Origin of the sequence: Anaerocolumna sedimenticola, from assembly GCF_009931695.1 — a bacterium.
GTDB classification, from domain to species: Bacteria; Bacillota; Clostridia; order Lachnospirales; family Lachnospiraceae; genus Anaerocolumna; species Anaerocolumna sedimenticola.
In genome coordinates, this window is the sequence record NZ_CP048000.1 from 3,726,892 (window position 1) to 3,751,603 (window position 24,712).

A 24,712-nucleotide genomic window follows, 5' to 3' on the forward strand; every position below is an offset into this window, starting at 1 on the left:
GTGTTTTCATGAATTTACCAAATAAAATTACAATTGCTAGAGTATTTATGATTCCGTTATTTCTGATTGTTTATTTAGTACCAAATATCCCTTATGGTAACTATATTGCTGCGGCAATTTTTGTTATCGCTTGTTTAACGGATGCTCTAGACGGATATCTGGCAAGGAAATATCACTTGGTGACTAATTTCGGAAAATTTATGGATCCTTTGGCTGATAAGTTATTAGTATCCGCAGCTTTGATATGTTTTGTAGAATTAGGACTGGTTCCTGCCTGGATTATCATTGTCATTATATCAAGAGAATTTATTATCAGCGGATTCAGACTAGTGGCATCGGATAACGGTGTAGTTATAGCAGCAAGTTATATTGCTAAATTCAAAACAACTGCCCAGATGATTATGTCGGTTTTATTAATCATCAATTTTAATTTGCCTGTTTTTAATGTATTGGAGCAAATATTTATCTATTTATCCCTGATATTAACCATAATTTCCTTAGTGGATTATCTATATAAAAATAGGAAGGTTTTATCAGAGAATAAAAGATAAAAAGATGGAATGAAAGATAATATACAAGATGGAATGAAAGATAATATATTAAAGAATATATACAAAAAATAATAAAGAAAACAATAAAAGAGATATATAAGAAGCTAAATTAAAGAAGCTAAATTAATGAAACTATATAAAAGAAAGGTTACCGCAATATAATTTTTTTGCATTTTTATATTGTGGTACTATCGCAGAACGGTCTGTGATATGCAAGAGGTGTAAAATATGATAGCAGAATTCATTAGTGTTGGTACTGAGATACTGCTTGGTAATATTGTTAATACCAATGCCAATTACCTGGCAGTTAAATGCGCAGAACTGGGGATATCAAATTTTTATCAGGTATCTGTGGGAGATAATGAAGACAGGTTAAGTCAGACTTTGAATATGGCCTTATCCCGTTCGGATATTGTTATTTTAACCGGGGGGTTGGGACCAACCAAAGATGATTTGACAAAAGAGGTAACAGCAAAAGTCTTGCAAAGAAATCTCATTGAGGATGCTCGCTCTAAAGAAAGAATCATGAAATATTTTAAGGACAGAAAATTTGATGCTATTCCCGAAAATAATTGGAAGCAGGCATTAATTATAGAAGGTTCTCTGGTAATTGATAACCATAATGGTACTGCTCCCGGGCTGATCGTTAAAACGGATGAGTCAAATGATGTTGTCAGCCATATGAATCCATATAATAACAAAGTGATTATATTGCTGCCGGGACCTCCTAATGAATTAATTCCTATGTTTGAAAGTGATATCATTCCCTTTTTAAGAAAATTACAGCCGGGTATTCTTTATTCTGAGATGGTTAAAATATGTGGTATCGGCGAAAGTAAGGCAGAAATTATGGTGCAGGATTTAATTGAACAGCAGACAAATCCAACCATTGCTACTTATGCTAAAAACGGAGAAGTTCATATAAGAATAACAGCAGCTGCAGATAGTGAGGAAAATGGCAAATTACTGGTGAAACCACTGGTTGATGAATTAAAGAGAAGATTCACAACAGCAATCTATACTACTGATGAAAGCGAGAATTTGGAAGATGTTGTTGTCTCTATGTTAGCGAAACATCATATCAGGTTAACCACGGCAGAATCCTGTACAGGGGGATTAATTGCCGGAAGAATTGTTAATGTACCCGGAGCTTCTGCTGTTTTAGGAGAAGGGTTTATCACATATTCCAACGAGGCTAAGCAAAAGTATCTGAAAGTCAGTGCACAGACCTTAATGAAATATGGAGCGGTAAGCAAAGAAACTGCGGCTGAAATGGCGCAGGGAGCCGCATCCGTATCCGAAAGTAATGCTTCACTTGCCGTAACAGGCATAGCCGGTCCGGATGGTGGGACGGAAGAAAAACCAGTAGGACTTGTATATATTGGATGTACTGTAAATGGAAAAATTCGTGTAAAGGAATGCAGATTAAAAGGTAATCGTCAAAAAATAAGAGACTTAACCGTAATTTATGCTTTGGATCTTCTTAGAAATGCAATTATGGAAGAGTATGGAATATAAGAATATTTGGAAAATAGAATTATAATTTTTATCAATCCTTGATTATTTACTGAATAAAAAAGCTCATGGTAAAAGATCAGTAACTTGAAAAAGACCTTTAAATTACCCATGTTTTAACATAAAATGACATAGTTAATGAATATTATATTTATTATGAATTGTGATTTTATAATATTTCTAAATTGGCATTATCAAGCTAGCTATTTTTTATAAGCAAAAGGAATCAGTATTTCAGTCAGGAGTGATGGTTATGAGGCATAATTATTTAAAACGAATTTTATTTATCACTACATTTTCTATGTTTATTGCTGCAAATGGGTGTAGTTTAAAATCAGACAAGCAAATATTGGAAAATACAAATATTGATGGTAAAAAGACCATTGAAAATAGCCAGTCAGTTGATACGGACGTGCTGACGGAAGAAAGTAATACAGACGAAATAACGAAGTCACAGGACTCTGAAACGGTTGAACCAGCGACAGACGAATCAGCGACAGTAGAACGGGTTGCGACAAAGGAAGTATCTATCTATACGATTAATAAAGACACCCAGGGGTTGAAGCTGTCGTTGCTTTAGTTCCGGAAAACAGTGAAATTACACCGGAGTTAATCATTGATCTTGTGGCAGATTCATTGGCGGACAGACTTATTACTGTTGGGATCGATTCTGTCGAAACAAAACAGGATACGGTAATTGTGAATTTTAAATTGGACCAGCCCCTTTAACGAATGTTGGAAGTGGTTTGGAGAAGACCATATTGGATGCCATTGCGCAAAGCCTCGTAGATAATTTACCGGATTATCCAAAGGTCATTTTTAGAGTGGAAGGTCAGGCATATGAATCCGGACATCTTGCCTATGGCTTAAATGAAGTATATCTGGATAACAGTAAAACGAAATAGTAAATAATTTTTATTATGCAGGGTAACATAGGTAATAGCAATTCAATCATTTATGTAATTGTTTCATATAAGCAGTTCAAACGAATCTGGAAGAATTCTGATTCTTTAATTAATAAGGATTAGGATTCTTTCCTTATATTATTAAGTTAGGTATATTTTAGGTAATTAAGAAATAAAAATTATTTTTACATGCTGTACATTTGGTGTGAATTTCGAAGCTGAATCCGGGCCTAAAGGCACTATAAATCAGGAGATGATAGTATGAATGTAAATAATAAAAAGGTTATCGTAGTAGGCGGTGGTGCTGCAGGAATGCTGGCTGCTATATTTGCAGCGAGAAACAAAAACCAGGTTATTTTATTGGAAAAGAATGAAAAGTTGGGTAAAAAACTGTATATCACCGGCAAAGGAAGATGTAACCTTACCAATGCCTGTGATATGGATGATTTATTTCAAAATGTTGTTACCAATCCTAAGTTCTTATATGGTGCATTTTATTCCTATAGTAATTTTGATGTAATTAATTTTTTTGAAGAAATTGGATTAAAAACGAAAATTGAAAGAGGCAACCGTGTATTCCCGGAATCGGATAAATCTTCGGATGTACTTGCTGTTTTATTAAAAGAATTAAAACAGCTTGGAGTTGATATCAGATATAACTGTGAAGCTTCTGAGATAATACTTAAGGATAACTCCTTTTGCGGAGTAAAAATTAAAAATAATCCTGAAATGATCCATGGTGATAAAGTAATTATAGCAACGGGCGGTTTATCCTATCCGGCAACCGGCTCAACCGGTGACGGATATCGGTTTGCTAAAGAAATGGGGCATTCTGTCACCAAATTATATCCATCCTTAGTGCCGATGAATGTGGCTGAGGTTAGTACCGTAAAAGAATTACAGGGACTATCCTTAAAAAATATTCATATCAGGATTACGTCCAAAAATAAAGAAATTTATTCCGATTTTGGAGAACTTCTTTTTACTCATTTTGGAGTAAGCGGTCCGGTAATATTAAGTGCCAGCAGTTATTGCATCTCATATATGGAAAATAAAGATTTAGTCCTTTCCATTGATTTAAAACCGGCCCTGTCAAAGGAACAATTAGATACCAGAATTTTAAGGGATTTTGATGAATTTAGCAATAAACAATATAAGAATGCGTTAGATCAACTATTGCCACGTAAGCTAATTCAAGTTATAATAGCATTAAGTAAAATTGACCCGGAAAAAAAGGTTAATTTAATTACGAAAGAAGAAAGAAGCCGTTTGGTAGATTTATTGAAAGGGATGGAATTTCATATAACACGCTTAAGAGATTATAATGAGGCGGTTATCACCAAGGGTGGAATTCAGGTAAAAGAAATAAATCCATCCACAATGGAATCAAAATTAATCTCCGGTGTTTATTTTGCCGGTGAAGTATTGGATCTGGATGCATTAACCGGAGGGTTTAATTTACAAATAGCATGGTCTACCGCTTATTCCGCAGGCAGTGCCGTATAAAAAAAACGTATAATGATATAAACAGATATAAAGATACAGGTAAGATACGGTATCGTGTAATAAGTAAATGTAAGTCAGAGTAAATTAATTAGTAAATATACTTGAGATAAATACTCGTATATACAGGAGGACAATTATGAAAAATTATAATATAGCGATTGACGGACCTGCCGGAGCGGGTAAAAGTACGATAGCAAAAAATATCGCAAAAAAATTACAATATATTTATGTTGACACAGGGGCTATGTACCGGGCAATGGCCTTATCCATGATGAGACAGGGTATATCTACTGAAAATGAAGAGGCGGTATCAAAAGCCTGCAGTCTTATAAAAATTACAATTGAATACATAGACGGATTACAGCAGGTAAAGTTAAACGGCGAAAATGTTACTGCTTTCATTCGTGACGAAGAAGTGGGAAAGAATGCATCCGTAGTAGCCAGATATAATACCGTACGAAAAAAGATGGTTGAACTGCAGCAGAGTTTGGCTTCTTCTTCTAATGTAATTATGGATGGAAGAGATATCGGAACGGTTGTATTACCAAGTGCTGATCTTAAAATATTTCTTACAGCCAGTTCAAAGACAAGGGCATTCAGAAGATGGAAAGAATTAGAAGAAAAAGGTATCTTAAGTAATATAGATGATATCGAAGCTGATATCATAAACAGGGACAGACAGGATATGAACAGGGAAATATCACCTTTAAGGCAGGCAGAAGATGCAGTACTTGTCGATTCTTCCAATTTGACAATAGATGAAGTAATTGATAAAATAATTCTATTATTTAAAGAAAAATGCAAAGGTGATCTAATATGAAAGTAGTACTTGCTAAAACTGCCGGCTTTTGTTTTGGAGTAAAACGTGCAGTAGATGTGGTATATGAAGAAATAAAAAAAGGTACTAAAGTTTATACCTATGGACCTATCATCCATAATGATGAAGTTGTAGCTGATTTAACATCAAAAGGTGTTGGGCTCATTAATACAATAGAAGAATTAAAATCCATTACAGAGGGTACAATAATTATACGTTCTCATGGAGTATCTAAGGAAATCTATGATATCATTGAAAAACAGGGTTTAAAAACAGTTGACGCAACCTGTCCTTTTGTAATAAAAATCCATAAAATAGTTAAGGAACAAAGTGAATTAGGGCGTCACATCATTATAATCGGCAATAATAATCATCCCGAAGTGGAAGGAATTATTGGCTGGTGTTCGAATAATTATACAGTAATTGAAAATGCCGAACAAGCGGAAAACTTGAATTTAACTGGGGTTGATAAGATCTGTATTGTATCCCAAACGACATTTAATTACAAGAATTTTCAAGATTTAGTTGAAATTATATCAAAAAAGGGTTATGATATAATTGTTTTAAATACGATATGTAATGCTACCGAAGAGCGTCAAACGGAAGCAAGGCAGCTTGCTAAAGAATCTGACGCTATGATTATAATCGGCGGTTTGCATAGTTCGAATACCAGGAAGCTATACGAAATATCTAAATTAGAATGTGAAAATACTTACTATATACAGACACTTAGAGACCTGGATTTGGAGGAACTCAAATCTTTTCGTAGCGTAGGTATTACAGCAGGGGCATCCACCCCAAACAATATTATCAAGGAGGTTCATACCGCATGTCAGAAATGAGTTTTGAACAATTATTGGAGGAATCATTAAAAACAATACAAAACGGAGAGGTAGTAGAGGGCACTGTAATACGTGTAAAAGAAGACGAAATCGTATTAAATATAGGCTACAAAGCAGACGGTATCATTACCAGAAGTGAATATACCAATACACCAAATGCTGATTTAACTACACTCGTTAAAGAAGGCGATGTAATGCAGGCTAAAGTATTAAAGGTGAATGACGGTGAAGGACAAGTTCTCTTAACTTACAAGAGATTAGCTGCGGAAAAAGGCAGTAAGAGACTGGAAGAAGCTTTTAATAATAAAGAAGTATTAAAAGCAAAAGTAGCTGCTGTTTTAGAAGGCGGCTTAAGTGTTATTATTGATGAAACAAGAATTTTTATACCTGCAAGTTTAGTATCAGACGGATACGAGAAAAACCTTGCAAAATATGCAGGAGTGGAAATCGAATTTGTAATTTCTGAATTTAATCCGAAAAAGAGAAGAATCATCGGTGATCGTAAGCAGTTAATCGTTGCGAAAAAACAAGCAATGCAAAAAGAATTATTTGAAAGAATCAGCGTAGGAATGACAGTGGAAGGTGTTGTTAAGAATGTTACAGATTTCGGCGCATTCATTGATTTAGGCGGTGCTGACGGCCTTCTTCACATATCTGAAATGTCATGGGGCAGAGTAGAGAATCCGAAGAAAGTATTTAAGGTAGGCGATACGGTAAAAGTTCTTATCAAAGATATTTCAGGAGAAAAAATTGCCCTCAGCTTAAAATTTGAGGATGCTAATCCTTGGCTTAAAGCAGATGAGAAATATGCCGTAGGTAACATTGTTACCGGTAAAGTTGCACGTATGACTGATTTTGGTGCGTTTATTGAATTAGAACCAGGTGTTGATGCTTTATTACATGTATCTCAGATTTCTAAAGAACATGTTGAAAAACCATCTGACGTACTTAAAGTAGGGCAAGAGGTAACAGCTAAGGTTGTTGATTTTAATCATGATGAAAAGAAAATCAGCTTAAGCGTAAAAGCAATGGAAGATACTGCTGAATCAGTTGAGGCAAGTGAACCTGCAACAGAGGAATAATTAACCGGTTAAAGATAATACAGAAGAAAAAGGAGTTTTTCTATTTGGCAGATAATTATGAGGTATTTAAGGAACAGATTTACCATATCACCAAAATTGATTTAAATTCATATAAAGAGCGCCAAATGAAACGAAGAATTGATGCATTAATCGCAAAACATAAGATTACTTCTTATAATGCTTATGTAGAGACGATAAAGAAGAATCCTGTTATGCTCGAAGAATTTGTCAATTATCTGACCATTAATGTATCAGAATTTTATCGTAATCCCGAACAGTGGAATTTGTTGGAAGCTGATGTATTACCATATTTATTTAATAGATTTGGCAATGGCTTAAAAATATGGAGTGCTGCTTGTTCGACCGGGGATGAACCTTATTCACTGGTTATGCTTTTATCCAAGTTTATGCCTCTTTCCCGTATCAAGATAATTGCGACGGATATTGATAAACAGGTACTGGAAAAAGCAAAATTAGGCTTATATAATATTAAAAGTTTAAAAGGCCTTCCCCAGGAATTTATATCTAAATATTTTCGTGAAGTTAATACCAGTACCTACCAGATATTGGATAGTGTTAAAGCATGTGTGGAGTTTAAACAGCATGACTTATTAAAAGATTCATATCCAAACCAATGTGATTTGATTATATGTAGGAATGTTTTAATCTATTTTACGGAAGAAGCCAAAGATGAAATATACAAAAAGTTTAATGGGGCTTTAAAAAAAGATGCAATATTATTCGTAGGCAGTACGGAACAGATCATTCAGCCCCAGAATCTGCAGTTTACTACCTATAAGTCTTTCTTCTATAAAAAAATATAACAGGATCTGATTATATTAATTTTTCTTTAATGTATTGTAAATAAATTGTATTTACTTAATTGGATTAAAGAATCTTCAACCAATATCATATGGGTGAAGATTCTTTTTTGGGTTATATTTAAGAAACGAAATAAATCATGAATTATTGGCAAGACCTCGTACCGACACAGGAATATCATTTTTTTTTAATAAATTGTGGTTGATTTTTATAATAATATCTAGTATATTGTGTATAGATACTGACAGGAATCTTGCGGATTGGAAAAAGGTGGAATATTAACAGCAATTTAACCTTTAATCGAATGCAATGGGAACTTAGATGAATCAGTATAGATGTAATAATGCGCAGACGGGGGTAGGCGATGGATACAAATGTAAGAATTGCAGTTGACGCAATGGGTGGGGATAATGCTCCAGGTCAAATTGTAAAAGGTACGGTAGAAGCAGTTAACGAAAGAAAAGACATTAAGGTGCTGTTGGTAGGAAAAGAAGCGGTTATCAAGGAAGAGTTAAAAAACTATAACTATGATAAGGAACGCTTGGTTATTGTAAACGCCGATGACGTTATTACCAATGATGAAGCACCGGTTATGGCTATTCGCCGCAAAAAAGATTCTTCTATAGTAGTAGCAATGAATCTTGTTAAAAGCGGTGAAGCTGATGCGTTCGTATCTGCCGGAAGTACAGGTGCAGTTTTGGTAGGAGGACAATTTATTGTTGGTAGAATCAAAGGAGTAGAAAGACCTCCATTAGCTCCGTTACTGCCGACGATGAATGGCGTATCCTTGCTGATAGACTGCGGAGCTAATGTTGACGCAAGACCAACACATTTAGTTCAATTTGCTAAGATGGGTTCTATTTATATGGAACATGTTGTTGGTATTAAAAATCCAAGAGTAGCAATTGTTAATATTGGTACTGAAGAGGAAAAAGGTAATATGCTGGTTAAGGAGACGTTTCCGCTTCTTAAGAATTGTAATGATATTAATTTTATCGGTAGTATTGAAGCCAGAGAAATACCAAACGGAGCTGCGGATGTAATCGTATGTGAAGCTTTTGTTGGTAATGTTATTCTTAAACTTTATGAAGGCCTTGGCGGTGCTTTGATCAGTAAGATTAAAACCGGATTAATGAGTACCACCAAAAGTAAAATTGGTGCATTACTTTGTAAGCCGGCATTAAAAGAAACTTTAAAATCCTTTGATGCATCCGAATATGGCGGAGCCCCGCTATTAGGTTTAAATGGCCTGGTAGTTAAAACCCATGGAAATTCCAAGAGTGTTGAAGTTAAAAATTCAATCATTCAATGTGTTACATTCACAGAACAACAAATAAACGAAAAAATTAGAATGAATATTCAAGAAGAATAAAGGCAAAGAAAGGTGATAGGAATGGAATTTGAAAAATTACAAAAAATAATCAGTGAAGTATTAAACGTGGAAGAAGACGAAATTACAATGGAAACGACCTTTGTAGATGACTTGGGAGCGGATTCCTTGGATCTTTTCCAAATCATTATGGGAATTGAAGAAGAATTTGATATTGAAATTGCCAATGAAGAAGCAGAGAATATCGTTACTGTAGGAGATGCAGTAGAACAAATCAAAAACGCACTTAACCAATAAGTAACTATACTTATTTGAAGCCCTTTCAATAGGGCCTTGCTCTTGTTTACAGGAGCTTTGCCTTTTTGAAAGGGTTTTTCATATACTTGTTTTATTAATCCAGTTAAATGCGAAACAATTTAACTTTTGCTATAATAATGTTTTGCAATTACCTAATAATCTATAATGAATTGAAAGGAGGAATAACATGAAACGAATGGAAGAGGCCGGCTTAGAAAAGCTAAAGGTTTTTGAGGAAACAATCAATTATAAATTTAATGACAGAAAAATATTAAAACATGCATTGACCCACAGCTCTTATGCTAATGAAAAGCGTATGAGCAAGCTTGAGAATAATGAGAGACTGGAATTTCTTGGGGATGCTGTGTTGGAATTAGTTACCAGTGAATTTCTGTATCTACAAAATCCGAAAATGCCGGAGGGGGATCTGACTAAGTTAAGAGCCAGATTAGTATGTGAGCAGACTTTGGCAGCCTGTGCCCGGGATATAAAAGTCGGTAATTATATTCATCTTGGTAAAGGGGAAGCCGCAACAGGAGGCAGCGAGCGGTTATCAATCCTTTCTGATGCCATGGAAGCCATAATCGGTGCTATTTATTTAGACGGTGGTTTTACTAATGCAAAAGAGTTTATCTGCAACTATATATTAGCAGATGTTGAAAATAAAAAGCTCTTTTTTGATAGCAAGACTATCTTACAGGAAATTGTTCAGAGTGAATACAAAGAACAGTTATCTTATGAATTAATTAAGGAAGAAGGCCCGGATCATAACAAGCAATTTACGGTGGTTGCTCTTGTAAATGATATTCAGCTTGGAATTGGTGTCGGAAGAACGAAAAAAGCTGCCGAACAGGAAGCGGCATATCAATCCATTATTAAAATGAATAAGAAAAAATCTATACTGTCGGGGGAAAAATAATGTATTTAAAAAGCATTGAGGTTCATGGCTTTAAATCATTCGCCAATAAAATAACATTTGAGTTTCACGATGGTATTACAGGTATAGTAGGGCCAAACGGCAGCGGCAAAAGTAATGTTGCGGATGCCGTTCGCTGGGTTTTAGGTGAGCAAAGTGCAAAGCAGTTAAGAGGTGCCAAGATGGAGGATATTATATTCTCCGGTACGGAAACCAGAAAGTCCATGGGATATGCTTATGTTGCTATAACCCTTAATAACTCAGATCATAAGCTGCCAATTGAATTTGATGAAGTAACAGTAGCAAGAAGAGTTTACCGATCCGGTGAAAGTGAATATTTAATTAATGGAAATAGCTGCAGACTGCGTGATGTGCAAGACTTATTTCTGGATACCGGTATTGGTAAAGAAGGTTATTCTATCATTGGACAAGGTCAGATTGATAAAATTCTGAGCGGAAAACCGGAAGACAGAAGAGAACTTTTTGATGAAGCAGCCGGTATTGTAAAATTCAAAAAAAGGAAACAAACGGCTGAAAAAAACCTGGAAGAAGAGAAACAAAATCTATATCGAATTAATGATATTCTGTCTGAAATCGAAAAGCAGATAGGTCCCTTGGAACAACAATCTGCTGTCGCAAAGGAATATCTTAAGCTCCGTGATCAATTGAGAATTCTGGAAGTAAACTTATTCCTTTTGGAAAATGAAAAAATGGAGGAATCCAAAAAACAAATCGAAGATAAAATTAAGATTGTTCAGGACTCTTTACTAACCAGTAATAAAAATTATGAAAATATAAAAGAAGAATATGAAAAACTTGAATTACAGATAGAAAAAATAAATGAGGAATTGGAACAATATAAAAACGCTTTAAGTGAATGTAAACTGGCTAAAGAAAAACAGGAAGGAAAAATAAAGGTTTTAAACGAGCAGATCCTGTCTGTTAAACAAAATGACAGGCACTATGAGTCAAGAATTCAGACAATTAACGATGAAATCAGGTTAAGAAAAGAAGAACAGGAAAGTTATATTAAAGAAAAAAAAGAACTTGATTCAAAGCTTGATTTATTAGACGAGGAACAAGCAGCCGTTACAAATGAACTTGAGAATATTCGATTCAATATATCTGGTTACACCAAACAAATTGAAGAATGTAATGGTGAAATCTTTGAATTTCTTAGTGAAAATTCAACTATCAAAACTAACCTGCAAAGATATGAAACCATATTGGAACAAAATAATATCAAAAAGGTGGAATTAAATCAGAAGCTTTTGCGAAATAAAAGTGAAGAAGCTTTTATTGATATTGCTATATCCGAGCAACAGGAAAAATTGCGGAAACTAAAAGAGCAAATAAAGGCAATAGATTCAGAAAATAAAGAGTTCGAAACATCCGTAACGGTTTTACAGGAAGAAATAGACCTATTCACAAAGCAGATAACAGAGAATCAGCAGAAGTTCCATCAGGAAAAATCTAAATTGGAATCCTTACGGAACCTGACCGAACGGTATGAAGGATATGGCAATAGTATTAAGAAAGTAATGGAAAGAAAAGAGGCCCAGTCGGGTATCATTGGTGTTGTGGCTGATATTATCAAGGTAGAACCGAAATATGAGACAGCAATTGAGACCGCATTAGGCGGAAATATACAAAATATTGTTACTGATAATGAAGAGACAGCAAAAAGTTTAATTGAGTATTTAAAGACTAATAAATTCGGCAGAGCAACTTTCTTGCCTTTAACCAGTGTTACCGCCAGGGATATGATTAATAATGATAAAGTATTATCAGAAGACGGTGTATTAGGACTTGCCAATACTTTAGTAGTTACCGAATCCAGATTCAGCGGGCTTATGTCTAACCTGCTGGGCAGGAGTATTGTTGTCGATAATATTGAACATGCTTTAAAATTAGCCAGAAAATATAACTATACCCTAAGAATTGTCACATTAGACGGTGAATTATTAAATCCAGGAGGTTCCTTATCCGGTGGTGCATATAAAAATTCCAGTAATTTACTTAGCCGCCGCCGGGAAATAGAGGAGCTGGGTGCAGCCGTTCGGGAATTGGAAAGTACCACACTTAAGTTGAATTCCGAAAAAGAAAATAAAAAGAAGGAACGGAATCTCGCCAGAAACCGGATAGAGAATAATAAAGTTACTTTACAGGATTTTTATCTGAATCAGAATACGATAACAATGAATCTGAATCAGGAATTAAAAAAGAAAGAAGAAGGTAAGGTAATTTACGAAGAATTTACAAATGAAATAAAAGAAATTGAACAACAAAGTATAGAATTAAATAGAAATATCAATAAATTAAAGGAATCCTTACAATCAAACGAGTTAAAGAGTAAAGAAAATGAAACAAAAATAGAAGAAATTAATAAAAAACTGGAATCAGAAAAAGTTCTGGAAAATAAACTAGTTGAAAAAGGGGCTTCCATCCGTGTTGATTTTTCAGCTCTGGAACAGCGAAATCAAAATACGTTGGAACACATCAAACGTATAAAACGGGAATTAGAGAAACTCTATGAAGAAGAAACAACGCTGAATGCTAACAAGAAAGATGCAGCCGTTCAAGTAGATGAAAAACAGGAGCAGATTAAAAATACAGAAGCAGAGATAGAAAAATACTCGAATCAGGCTAAGGATTTTGAAGGTAAGATAACAGGTTTAAATGAGGTTAAAGAGGACATATCTAAAAATCATAAAAATTTCTTCCAGAAAAGAGAAGAATTAGCCAAAGAAATCAATGATTTGGATAAAGAGGTATTTCGTTTAACAAATCAATTAGAAAAACTTTCCGAACAATGTGATGAAAAAATAAATTATATCTGGGAAGAATATGAACTTACACTTCATACTGCAATGGAATTTAAATCGGATTCCGTTGATAATATGCCTCAAGCCAAGAAGAATATTTCTGATATGAAAGGAAAAATTAAAAATCTTGGTGATGTTAATGTTAACGCCATTGAAGATTATAAGAATTTATCCGAACGGTATACATTCTTAAAAAATCAAAGAGATGATTTATTAAAAGCAGAAGAAACGTTATTAGGAATTATTAAAGAACTGGATGATGAAATGAGAAAACAGTTTGAAGAGAAATTTCATTCCATTCGCTTACAGTTTGATGCTGTTTTTAAAGAATTATTCGGAGGCGGAAAAGCAACGCTGGAATTGACGGAAGAGGAAGACATTTTAGAGGCAGGTATTATTATAACTTCCCAACCGCCTGGTAAGAAACTGCAGAATATGATGCAGCTATCCGGTGGTGAAAAAGCTTTAACTGCAATTTCTTTATTATTTGCCATACAGAATTTAAAACCCTCACCTTTCTGTCTGCTGGACGAAATTGAAGCGGCTTTAGATGATTCAAACGTTAAGCGTTTTGCAAAATATCTACATAAATTAACAAAAGATACCCAATTCATCATCATCACACATAGAAGAGGTACAATGGCTGCAGCTGATATTTTATATGGTATCACAATGCAGGAAAAAGGTGTATCAACTTTGGTATCCGTTAATTTAATAGAAAATGATTTAGATAAATAATGTAACAGGAGGGTAATACCATGGGAGAAACAAAGAAAGGATTTTTCAGTAAATTAGTTGCCGGTCTGTCTAAAACCAGAAATAATATTGTTGCCGGTATTGAGTCCATTTTTAATGGATTTTCTAATATAGACGATGAGTTTTATGAAGAACTGGAAGAAATACTCATAATGGCAGACCTGGGTATTAATACGACGGGAGCTATAATTGAAGACTTAAAAAGAAAAGTAAAAGAGAAGAAGATAAAAGAACCAAAAGAATGTAAGGATTTATTAATCCAAAGCATTATGGAGCAGATGAAAGTCAGTGAAACTGCCTATGAATTTGAGAATAGAAAATCCATCGTTTTATTAATTGGAGTTAACGGAGTAGGTAAAACTACTTCGGTAGGTAAGTTAGCCGGACAGTTAAAAGATAAAGGGAAAAAGATATTAGTTGCAGCTGCCGATACTTTCCGTGCTGCGGCGATTGAACAATTAACGGAATGGGCAAACCGCGCAGGTGTTGAAATTATTGCACAACAGGAGGGATCCGACCCGGCTGCTGTCATTTACGATGCGGTTACCGCGGCCAAAGCACGTAATACGGATGTTTTAATTTGTGATACTGCCGGAAGGCTTCATAATAAAAAGAATTTAATGGAAGAGCTTAAGAAGATTGACAGAGTTATTACCAGAGAATATCCGGATGCCTACCGGGAGACTTTGGTAGTTTTGGATGGGACCACCGGACAAAATGCACTTGCCCAGGCAAAGCAGTTCAGTGAAGTTGCAGATATAACCGGTATTATTTTAACTAAATTAGACGGTACAGCGAAAGGCGGAATCGCGATTGCTATACAATCGGAGTTGGGCATACCGGTAAAATATATTGGAATAGGGGAACATATTGATGACTTGCAAAAATTCAACGCAGAAGATTTTGTAAACGCGCTGTTCAATTAAAAGGAGACAAAAGATTATGATGACATTGGATAAGTTTGAAGAAGCTGCAGAAACGGTCAAAAAGGTAACATTGAGAACAAAACTGATTTACAGTGATTATTTTTCGGATTCCACCGGCAACAAGGTATATCTGAAACCGGAAAATATGCAATTTACCGGAGCTTATAAAGTACGTGGAGCTTATTATAAGATTAGTACCCTGTCGGAAGAAGACAGAAATAAAGGATTAATCACAGCTTCTGCCGGTAATCACGCTCAGGGAGTTGCTTATGCTGCTAAAATGTACAATGCGAAAGCTGTCATTGTAATGCCTACAACGACACCGTTAATCAAAGTAAACAGGACCAAAAGCTATGGGGCTGAAGTTATCCTCAAGGGTGACGTTTATGATGATGCCTGTCAATTTGCACTTAAATTAGCTGAAGAGAAAGGTTATACCTTTATTCATCCTTTTGACGATGAAGTTGTATCAACCGGTCAGGGTACCATTGCGATGGAAATATTCAAAGAACTTCCGACGGTAGATATTATATTAGTACCTATTGGCGGCGGCGGTTTGGCAGCAGGTGTATCCACTTTGGCTAAATTATTGAATCCGAATGTTAAAGTGATCGGTGTTGAACCAATGGGCGCCAACTGTATGCAGGAATCCTTAAAAGCCGGTCATGTTGTAACCTTACATAGTGTTGAAACCATTGCAGACGGTACTGCAGTTAAAACTCCTGGTTCTACAATATTCCCTTATATACAGAAAAATATTGATGAAGTAATTGCAATTGATGATCATGAACTGATTGTAAACTTCCTTGATATGATTGAAAACCATAAAATGGTGGTAGAAAATTCCGGATTATTAACAGTTGCCGCCTTAAAACATTTAAACTGCAAAAATAAAAAAGTGGTATCCATCCTTAGCGGCGGTAATATGGATGTAATAACCGTATCCTCCATTGTTCAGCATGGACTGATTCAGAGAGGCCGTATCTTTACCGTATCCGTTCTTTTACCTGACAGACCGGGTGAATTAGTGAATGTCTCCAGTGTCATTGCAGCAAATCAGGGAAATATTATCCGTCTGGATCATAATCAGTTTGTAAGTATAAACAGAAACAGCGCTGTTGAATTAACCATAACCATGGAAGCCTTTGGTCATGAACACAAAGATACCATTGTAAAAGCTTTAAAAGATAAAGGATATAATCCGAAGATTGTTCAGCCAAAGAATACTTACCGATAAGTGTATGACATCTTGTCAATAATATTTTATTAAAGTAGCAAATTATTAAAAATGAATAGCAGATTAATGATAACTTAGAATTGTACCATTGCCTGTTTAATTATATAAAGACCAGACAATGGTACAATATTTTTTTAACTCGCGTGAAATCAATCTATATGGCAGTTAATTCCGATTTTTCTTTAAATCGTTTAGATAAACCACATCTTCCAGAACTACATCATATTTTGGCATAACTTCATTATAAAATCCTGTAAGAAAATATTTACAGGCAGATAATCCTATGCTACAATTAATATGTCTTTATATTCTGATATGAAACATCTACAATTTTTATTTACACTTAATTCTTTTTATTTCACAATATAATCCCATAAAACTACTTATTAAAACAAATATGAGATAATTGACACAACATCCAATGTGGGAGTACAAATGAATTCATTATTGACAAAAAGCAGGTAATCAGTTATTATTATAACAAGAACATAAGTTCGTGAATGTAAAGGAGATTAATTATGTCAAAGGAAGATAAAACAAGAGCATTAGAATCAGCATTAGCGCAGATAGAGAAACAATATGGTAAAGGATCTGTAATGAAATTAGGGGATACGGCTGCCCACATGAATATTGAGACAGTTCCCACCGGATCAATCAGTTTGGATATTGCATTAGGCCTTGGCGGTGTTCCAAAGGGTAGAATTATTGAAATCTATGGACCGGAATCCAGTGGTAAAACGACAGTAGCATTACATATGGTAGCAGAAGTTCAGAAGAGGGGAGGAATTGCCGGATTTATTGATGCGGAACATGCACTCGACCCTGTTTATGCTAAGAATATTGGGGTAGATATCGACAATTTATATATTTCCCAGCCGGATAATGGGGAACAGGCTTTGGAAATTACCGAAACGATGGTACGTTCCGGAGCGGTTGATATTATCATAGTAGACTCCGTTGCGGCATTGGTTCCTAAGGCAGAAATCGACGGAGATATGGGGGATTCCCATGTGGGTTTGCAGGCCAGATTAATGTCACAGGCATTAAGAAAATTAACGGCTGTAATCAGCAAGTCTAATTGTATTGTTATTTTTATTAATCAGCTCCGTGAAAAAGTCGGCGTTATGTTTGGTAATCCGGAGACGACAACAGGCGGTAGAGCTTTGAAATTCTATTCATCCATACGTTTAGATGTACGTAGAATTGAATCCCTGAAGCAAGGCGGAGATATAATAGGTAATAGGACAAGAATTAAAGTTGTTAAGAATAAGATTGCACCTCCGTTTAAAGAAGCTGAATTTGATATTATGTTTGGACAGGGAATTTCCCGTGAGGGCGATGTATTAGATCTGGCTGCTAACGAGAATATCATAGTCAAGAGTGGTGCATGGTATGCATATAATGATGCCAAGATTGGACAGGGACGTGAGAATGCTAAACTTTTCTTAAAAGACAATCCTGATATTTTTGCAGAAGTTGATAAAAAAGTGCGTGATAAATACAATATTGCCGATGATATAACTGATTTTCTAAAAACACAGAGGAAAAAGAATAAATTTGAAGATATAATTTAGAAAGCATATTTAGAAGATATTTGCGTTCCATATATAATTATTTAACCGGAGAAACTTGGCATAGCGGGTTTCTCCGGTTCGTGTGCATGGGTATACATTATTCATAATGCTAGACTGATATCTTTTGGATATAGTTAAAAAGAAAGGAATATAATGATAGTCACAAAACTAGAAGAAATTGATAAAGGGAAAGTAAAAGTTTATATCGATAATGAATTCCATTTTTGTCTGTATCGTAAGGATTTAATGGTCTATCAGCTAGGAGAAAAAGATATAATATCTGATTTGGTTTATCAGGACATTTATATAAATGTCATATTAAGAAGAGCGAAACAGAAAGCTTTGGCTATATTAAAGTATATGGACCGGACTGAACAGGAATTAATTCTGAAATTAAAGCAGGCAGATTATACGGATAATATTATATCTGACGTAATTACATATATTAAAAAATATCATTATATCGATGATTTAAGATATGCCATTAGTTATATACGGTCAAAAAAAGATACAAAAAGTAAACGTCAGATTTATGGGGAACTAATTCAAAAGGGCGTTACGAAAGAGAATATTGAACAGGCTTTTTGTGAAGAATATGAAGATGAAGACACTGCATTACAAAAAGCAATAAAGAAAAAAACCCATGACATTAATAATTTGCCTGAGGAAGAAAAAGTTAAATTGATTTCCAGTTTATATCGGAAAGGATTTCAATTGGATTCTATTAAAAAATATATAAATAGCATAGAATGACCTTAATTTTATTACAATTATATATTGTTAAAATATAATCAAAATTGAAGTTTTATACATTTTAGTATTGAAATTTTGGCAAAAAGGAATATACTTATAATCGGCAGAAAATTTGATTTTAATTTTACTAAATAGAAAAACGGAGGGCAGAAAATGAATACGACAGCGCAATTGTCAGCAAGAGAAAGAATAAACTCTTTGCTTGACGACAATAGTTTTGTTGAAGTCGGTGCATTAATAACAAGAAGAAGTACCGATTTTAATCTGCAGCAGAATGAGGTTCCTGCTGACGGTGTTATAACCGGTTATGGAGTTATTGACGGTAATCTTGTATATGTATACTGTCAGGATAAATCAGCATTAAATGGAACAATCGGAGAAATGCATGCAAAAAAAATAGCACATATTTATGATTTAGCACTTAAGGTAGGAGCACCGGTCATTGGCATTATTGATTGTGCCGGTTTAAGACTGCAAGAAGCAACAGATGCCTTAGACGGATTTGGACAAATCTATTTAAAACAAACCTTAGCATCTGGTGTTATTCCACAAATTACAGCAGTACTTGGTACTTGTGGTGGTGGAGCAGCAGTAATGACGTCCTTAAGTGATTTTTCATTTATGGCTAAAAACGGCGCTAAATTATTTGTTAATTCGCCAAATGCGATAGAGGGTAATTTTACATCGAAACTTGATACGGCTACTGCTGATTTTCAATCAAAATCCGGAGCTGTAGACTTTATTTTAGAGGATGACGCAGCTGTTCTTGAAGCAGTCAGGGATTTAGTAAGTATCTTACCATCCAATAATGAAGACGATGCATCTTATGATGAATGTACGGATGACTTAAATAGACTGGTTCCTGAATTTTCCGCAGCAATCGCTGACGCAGCCGTTGCTTTAGAGAAAATTTCCGATAATAATTATTTCCTTGAAGTAAAAGCTGAATATGCGAAGGAAATGGTTACAGGATTTATCCGTCTTAACGGTATGACAGTAGGTGCTATCGCAAACCGTACAGAAGTATTGGATGAGAATGGTAAAGTAACAGAAAAATTTGACGGATCCTTAACAACAGCAGGTTGTTATAAAGCAGAAAAGTTTGTTCAGTTATGTGATTCTTTTAATATACCAATTTTAACTTTTACCAATGTTACAGGATATAGAGCTACAATGGAAGAAGAAAAATCCATAGGTATTGCAACAGCAAAACTTACCTATGCATTTGCAAATGCAACCGTACCGAAAGTAAATGTAATAACTGGTAAAGCTTATGGAAGTGCTTATTTAACCATGAACTCCAAACATATTGGCGCAGATCTTGTTTTTGCTCTTGAGGGTGCAGAAATAGGAATGATGGATGCTAAACTAGCTGCCCAGATTATGTATGAAAAAGATCCTTCTGCTATCGAAGCAAAAGCGGCTGAATATGCTGAACTTCAATCCAGTGCAGTAGCTGCAGCAAAACGTGGTTATGTTGATAGTATTATTGACGCTGCATCAACTAGAAAACATTTGATTTACGCATATGAGATGTTATTTACAAAAAGAGAAAGCCGTCCAAGTAAAAAACACGGTACTATATAGTAAATCACATCCCTGATATAACTTGCGCAGGTTGCGCAGATGGGAGCAAAATATGAGTTTATTACATTTAGAATTAAATAACGTCACGTTAGCAGCAAATTCCAATGTAAATTTTGCAGATAGCATTCCACAGCCATTATTAAATATTTTAGTTGGATTGGGAATTGTATTTGCAGCATTGATTGTAATTGCTGGTGTGATATCAATTTTAAAATATATAACAAATTTAGGAACCGGTAATTCAAACCAAACATCGACTAACACGGCTAATGTGGTAAGTGCACCGGTTAGTTCAGCAGCTGATGCGGTATATGGTAAGAATTTAGTTAATGATTCAGAATTAGTAGCTGTTATTACCGCTGCAATTATGGCGTCTATGGGTGATGAAGCACCTGCTGACGGATTAGTTGTAAGGTCAATAAGACGAGTGAATAATAAAAGATGGCAGAATGCATAAGTGTTTTATGTTTAATATTGGATTAGGAATAAATAATTTAGTTAGCTTGTAAATAGAGAATATTTATAAGGAACACAAGGAGGAAATTAAATATGAAGAATTACACAATTACCGTTAATGGAACAGCATATCAAGTAACAGTACAAGAAGGTTTTACAAGTACATTTCAGGCAGCTCCTGTTGCAGCACCAGTAGCAGCAGCACCGGCACCAGTAGCAGCAGCACCGGCTCCAGCACCAGCCGCAGCAGCACCGGCTCCTGCAGCAGCACCGGCAGCTCCTCAAGGTTCAGCTGGAAATATTAAAGTAAATGCTCCTATGCCAGGTAAAATTTTGGCTATTAAAGCCAGTGTCGGACAAACCGTAAAACGCGGTGAAGTTCTTTTAATCTTAGAAGCCATGAAGATGGAAAATGAAATCGTATCTCCTGAAGACGGTACTGTTGCAAGCATTAATGTTTCCAGTGGTGATATGGTAGAATCCAGTACTTTATTAGCTACTTTAAATTAATAGATCGTTTAAATTAAATTCTAATAATACAGCGCATATATTTACAGTAATGAAACCAAGTGTTTATTCTTGAACGTATTTTGTTAATGCTTTAACAACACACTTTAGAATAACCCAATTCATTATGTTAACATACACATTCCTTGTTGTTTTTGGAGTTTAATTAATTTAATCAAAATATTTATATCAATTCTAAATTTCCAGGACTTGAATAAATTGTAAAAATTATACAACAGGAGGTATAAGAATGTCAGATCAAGCAAAAAGACCGGTAAAAATTACCGAAACTATATTACGTGACGCACATCAGTCCTTAATTGCCACAAGAATGACAACAGAACAGATGCTTCCCATTATTGATAAAATGGATAAAGTCGGCTACCACGCAGTTGAATGCTGGGGTGGCGCAACTTTTGATGCTTCTTTAAGATTCTTAAAAGAAGACCCTTGGGAAAGACTCAGAAAATTAAGAGCTGGTTTTAAAAATACGAAATTACAGATGTTATTCAGAGGACAGAATATATTAGGTTACCGTCATTATGCAGATGATGTGGTAGAGTATTTTGTTCAGAAATCAATATCCAATGGTATTGATATCATTAGAATTTTTGATGCATTAAATGACTTAAGAAACTTAGAATGTGCTGTAAAGGCTGCGAATAAAGAAAAAGGTCATGCTCAGGTTGCTATATCATATACATTAGGGGATGCATATACTACAGAATATTATATTGATATGGCTAAGAGAATAGAAGATATGGGTGCTAACTCAATTTGTTTAAAAGATATGGCCGGACTCTTAGTGCCATATGAAGCAACCAGTTTAATTACCGCACTTAAATCTGCGGTAAGTATTCCTATTGATCTCCACACTCATTATACCAGTGGTGTTGCTGCCATGACTTATATGAAAGCAGTTGAAGCTGGTTGCGATATAATAGATACCGCTATGTCTCCGTTTGCTATGGGTACCAGTCAGCCGGCGACTGAAGTTATGGTTGAAACCTTTAAGGGAACTCCATATGATACCGGATTTGATCAGCAATTACTTGCCGAGATCGCTGATTACTTCAGACCAATGAGAGATAAGGCATTAGAAACAGGATTATTAAATCCTAAGGTAATGGGCGTTGATATTAAAACTTTATTATATCAGGTACCAGGTGGTATGTTATCCAACCTCGTTTCTCAGTTAAAGGAACAAAAAGCGGAAGATAAATACTATGATGTATTAAGAGAAATACCTAGAGTACGTAAAGACTTTGGTGAACCTCCGTTGGTAACTCCATCCAGCCAGATCGTTGGTACTCAGGCTGTACTTAATGTTATCGCCGGTGAACGTTATAAGATGGTAACGAAAGAGACAAAAGCTGTATTATCAGGAGAATATGGACGTACCGTTAAACCTTTTGATCCTGAGGTACAAAAGAAAGTTATCGGAGATGCAAAACCGATTACCTGCCGTCCGGCTGACCTTTTAAAACCTGAATTAAAAACCATTGAAAAAGAAATGGAACAGTGGAAAGAACAGGATGAAGATGTATTATCCTATGCGTTATTCCCTCAGGTTGCAACAGAATTCTTTAAGTATCGTCAGGCACAGAAAACAAAAGTAGATTTATCTGCTGCGGATACACAAAATAAGGCTTATCCGGTTTAATATAAGTTAATGAATTACAATAGTTTCAGGGCAAATTTCAACAAAATGAGATTTGCCCTGAAACTTTTAATATATATTATATTTTGATTATGGTTAAATAAATGACATGCATTATAGGTATACATAAAAATATTATGTTAACTATTGGAAAGATTATTAAACGAAATCTAAATATAAAAAATGTAGATTTAAAACCAATGATACTATTTACTTATATTAAAAAATAGATTACTATAGTAGGATAAAATAATGACTTATGAATAATGATATTTAATGTATCTTTTGTAATAAGAATTCGGAGGATGGTATATGGAACAAATTAAACCATATAAAAAAGGTGTGGATTATTCTTACACCTTAGGAGCTTTTCCAACGTTTGAATTAATAAAAAGTCATCCAGAATTGGTACAGGCAGTATATTTACATTCTACTTTTACGGATCGGGAAAGTTTGGTCCACTTATGTAATAAATATAAAATACCGGTATTAACGGATGATAAATTATTCCGAAAAATTAGTGATAAAGAGAATTGTTTTGTTATAGGAGTATTTGATAAATATGAATGTACCCTTGACCAAAACAAATCTCATATTGTTCTGGTTAATCCAAGTAATATGGGTAATTTGGGTACTATTATACGTACTGCAGTGGGCATGGGTATTCAGGATATAGCTTTAATTTCACCATGTGCAGATATATTTAATCCTAAAACAATACGGTCCTCCATGGGTGCTCTTTTTAAGTTAAGACATCAACATTTTGATTCTTTTAAGGAATATAGGGAATTATATCCTAAACAAGATGTGTTTACTTTTATGCTTAACGGAACGAATACTTTGGAAATACAAAATTGTCCTAAAACAGAGTTGTTTTCCCTTGTTTTTGGTAACGAAGCTACCGGATTAGATGATTCTTTTCTAAAGGAAGGAACAAGTATATGTATTCCCCAATCTCCGGAGGTGGACTCATTAAATATAACCATTGCAGTAGGAATTGGAACTTTTCTATTTACGCATCAAGGTAAATAGAAGTAATAGAATTTTGCTATGATACAAAATAAAAATAAAACAGTTCTATAAATATTAAATTTCTTTAATATTTTATAGAATCTATAAAAATAGGAGATAAAATGAGCCGGATTACCATACGTATGGCAAAATTAGAAGATGCTGAGGAAGTATATAAAGTATATGAACCTTACATCCTAAATACAGTTATTACTTTTGAATATGATAAAGTTCCGGTTGAGGTTTTTCGTGAACGTATGAAGAATGTTATGGATAAATTTCCATGGCTGGTATGTTTAATTGATGGAGAAATCGCCGGATATGCTTATTGTTCACCTCACCTGGAAAGAGCAGCTTTTGGTTGGGATTGTGAGTGTTCTGTTTATTTAAACGAAAAATATCATCGAAGAGGAATAGGAACCGCATTATATGAGGCATTGTTTCATATTGTTGAACAGCAGGGAATCTATAATATTTACTCCTTAATATGTATTCCTCATGAAAGCAGTGTTGCCCTGCATAAAAAATATGGATTTACGGAAGTAGGAACATATTATAATACTGCCTATAAATTGGGAAAATGGCGTCATCTGTTAGTAATGGAAAAAAGGTTGAAAGAAACTATAGGAGAACCCGCCCCGGTAATACCTATACATAAAATTGATAAAAAATTTCTGGAAAATGAATATGAGATTGCAGTAAAAAAGATAGTGACAACTAAACAATAATGACAAGAAAATAACTTGACAAACCCTAGAAAAAAAGTTATACTATCACCTGTAAAGAAAAATGCTTTACAGGTGGTGCTGAAATGGAAGATATGGTTATGGACGATAA

23 protein-coding genes are annotated in these 24,712 nt (G+C 34.7%); all 23 read left to right on the plus strand.

Annotated features, from left to right (window positions below; translation table 11 throughout):
* Positions 1–8 precede the first annotated feature (8 nt).
* The 23 genes from pgsA (at position 9) to Ana3638_RS16615 (ending at position 24,603) form a co-directional block, all read left to right on the plus strand.
* On the plus strand, positions 9–551 hold the full coding sequence (gene pgsA / locus Ana3638_RS16505; RefSeq protein WP_161839014.1) for a CDP-diacylglycerol--glycerol-3-phosphate 3-phosphatidyltransferase: 543 nt from the start codon (positions 9–11) through the stop codon (positions 549–551).
* A 228-nt stretch (positions 552–779) separates the two neighbouring features.
* Positions 780–2,069, plus strand: coding sequence for a competence/damage-inducible protein A (locus Ana3638_RS16510; RefSeq protein ID WP_161839015.1), 1,290 nt, complete (start codon positions 780–782; stop codon positions 2,067–2,069).
* 250 nt (positions 2,070–2,319) lie between these two features.
* Entirely contained in the window at positions 2,320–2,646 is a 327-nt protein-coding gene (locus tag Ana3638_RS16515; protein WP_161839016.1) for a hypothetical protein, read from the plus strand.
* 166 nt (positions 2,647–2,812) lie between these two features.
* Positions 2,813–2,971: a hypothetical protein gene (locus Ana3638_RS16520; RefSeq protein ID WP_161839017.1), complete on the plus strand. Its 159-nt coding sequence runs from the start codon at positions 2,813–2,815 to the stop codon at positions 2,969–2,971.
* Positions 2,972–3,232: 261 nt separating this feature from the next.
* Entirely contained in the window at positions 3,233–4,477 is a 1,245-nt protein-coding gene (locus tag Ana3638_RS16525; RefSeq protein WP_161839018.1) for a BaiN/RdsA family NAD(P)/FAD-dependent oxidoreductase, read from the plus strand.
* Between the two features lie 136 nt (positions 4,478–4,613).
* A complete protein-coding gene (cmk, locus tag Ana3638_RS16530) occupies positions 4,614–5,297 on the plus strand; it encodes a (d)CMP kinase (protein WP_161839019.1) in 684 nt (227 codons plus the stop codon).
* On the plus strand, positions 5,294–6,136 hold the full coding sequence (ispH, locus tag Ana3638_RS16535; protein ID WP_161839020.1) for a 4-hydroxy-3-methylbut-2-enyl diphosphate reductase: 843 nt from the start codon (positions 5,294–5,296) through the stop codon (positions 6,134–6,136). Before cmk ends, ispH begins: the two co-directional genes overlap by 4 nt.
* Entirely contained in the window at positions 6,124–7,218 is a 1,095-nt protein-coding gene (gene rpsA / locus Ana3638_RS16540) for a 30S ribosomal protein S1 (RefSeq protein WP_161839021.1), read from the plus strand. The genes ispH and rpsA overlap by 13 nt, the downstream gene beginning before the upstream one ends.
* A gap of 44 nt (positions 7,219–7,262) precedes the next feature.
* The gene (locus Ana3638_RS16545; protein ID WP_161839022.1) at positions 7,263–8,042 is read left to right on the plus strand and encodes a CheR family methyltransferase; all 780 of its coding nucleotides are present in this window, start codon (positions 7,263–7,265) and stop codon (positions 8,040–8,042) included.
* Between the two features lie 362 nt (positions 8,043–8,404).
* Entirely contained in the window at positions 8,405–9,412 is a 1,008-nt protein-coding gene (gene plsX / locus Ana3638_RS16550) for a phosphate acyltransferase PlsX (RefSeq protein ID WP_161839023.1), read from the plus strand.
* A 21-nt stretch (positions 9,413–9,433) separates the two neighbouring features.
* Positions 9,434–9,667 carry an acyl carrier protein gene (acpP, locus tag Ana3638_RS16555; RefSeq protein ID WP_161839024.1) on the plus strand — a complete coding sequence of 78 codons (234 nt, stop codon included), beginning with the start codon at positions 9,434–9,436 and terminating at the stop codon, positions 9,665–9,667.
* A gap of 196 nt (positions 9,668–9,863) precedes the next feature.
* The gene (gene rnc, locus Ana3638_RS16560) at positions 9,864–10,586 is read left to right on the plus strand and encodes a ribonuclease III (protein ID WP_161840594.1); all 723 of its coding nucleotides are present in this window, start codon (positions 9,864–9,866) and stop codon (positions 10,584–10,586) included.
* Positions 10,586–14,146, plus strand: a complete 3,561-nt coding sequence (gene smc / locus Ana3638_RS16565) for a chromosome segregation protein SMC (protein ID WP_161839025.1) — start codon at positions 10,586–10,588, stop codon at positions 14,144–14,146. Before rnc ends, smc begins: the two co-directional genes overlap by 1 nt.
* A gap of 20 nt (positions 14,147–14,166) precedes the next feature.
* Positions 14,167–15,090, plus strand: coding sequence for a signal recognition particle-docking protein FtsY (gene ftsY, locus Ana3638_RS16570; protein WP_161839026.1), 924 nt, complete (start codon positions 14,167–14,169; stop codon positions 15,088–15,090).
* 16 nt (positions 15,091–15,106) lie between these two features.
* Positions 15,107–16,327 (plus strand): threonine ammonia-lyase, encoded by a 1,221-nt coding sequence (ilvA, locus tag Ana3638_RS16575; RefSeq protein ID WP_161839027.1) that lies wholly within the window; start codon positions 15,107–15,109, stop codon positions 16,325–16,327.
* Between the two features lie 518 nt (positions 16,328–16,845).
* Positions 16,846–17,901, plus strand: a complete 1,056-nt coding sequence (gene recA, locus Ana3638_RS16580; RefSeq protein ID WP_161839028.1) for a recombinase RecA — start codon at positions 16,846–16,848, stop codon at positions 17,899–17,901.
* 153 nt (positions 17,902–18,054) lie between these two features.
* On the plus strand, positions 18,055–18,654 hold the full coding sequence (locus Ana3638_RS16585; RefSeq protein ID WP_161839029.1) for a regulatory protein RecX: 600 nt from the start codon (positions 18,055–18,057) through the stop codon (positions 18,652–18,654).
* Positions 18,655–18,807: 153 nt separating this feature from the next.
* The gene (locus tag Ana3638_RS16590) at positions 18,808–20,241 is read left to right on the plus strand and encodes an acyl-CoA carboxylase subunit beta (RefSeq protein ID WP_161839030.1); all 1,434 of its coding nucleotides are present in this window, start codon (positions 18,808–18,810) and stop codon (positions 20,239–20,241) included.
* 52 nt (positions 20,242–20,293) lie between these two features.
* Positions 20,294–20,698 (plus strand): OadG family protein, encoded by a 405-nt coding sequence (locus Ana3638_RS16595; RefSeq protein WP_161839031.1) that lies wholly within the window; start codon positions 20,294–20,296, stop codon positions 20,696–20,698.
* Positions 20,699–20,790: 92 nt separating this feature from the next.
* Positions 20,791–21,207, plus strand: a complete 417-nt coding sequence (locus Ana3638_RS16600) for an acetyl-CoA carboxylase biotin carboxyl carrier protein subunit (RefSeq protein ID WP_161839032.1) — start codon at positions 20,791–20,793, stop codon at positions 21,205–21,207.
* Between the two features lie 247 nt (positions 21,208–21,454).
* Positions 21,455–22,867: an oxaloacetate decarboxylase subunit alpha gene (locus tag Ana3638_RS16605; RefSeq protein ID WP_161839033.1), complete on the plus strand. Its 1,413-nt coding sequence runs from the start codon at positions 21,455–21,457 to the stop codon at positions 22,865–22,867.
* 309 nt (positions 22,868–23,176) lie between these two features.
* Positions 23,177–23,896 carry a TrmH family RNA methyltransferase gene (locus Ana3638_RS16610; RefSeq protein WP_161839034.1) on the plus strand — a complete coding sequence of 240 codons (720 nt, stop codon included), beginning with the start codon at positions 23,177–23,179 and terminating at the stop codon, positions 23,894–23,896.
* A gap of 101 nt (positions 23,897–23,997) precedes the next feature.
* Positions 23,998–24,603, plus strand: coding sequence for a GNAT family N-acetyltransferase (locus tag Ana3638_RS16615; RefSeq protein ID WP_161839035.1), 606 nt, complete (start codon positions 23,998–24,000; stop codon positions 24,601–24,603).
* The last annotated feature ends 109 nt before the right edge of the window (positions 24,604–24,712 follow it).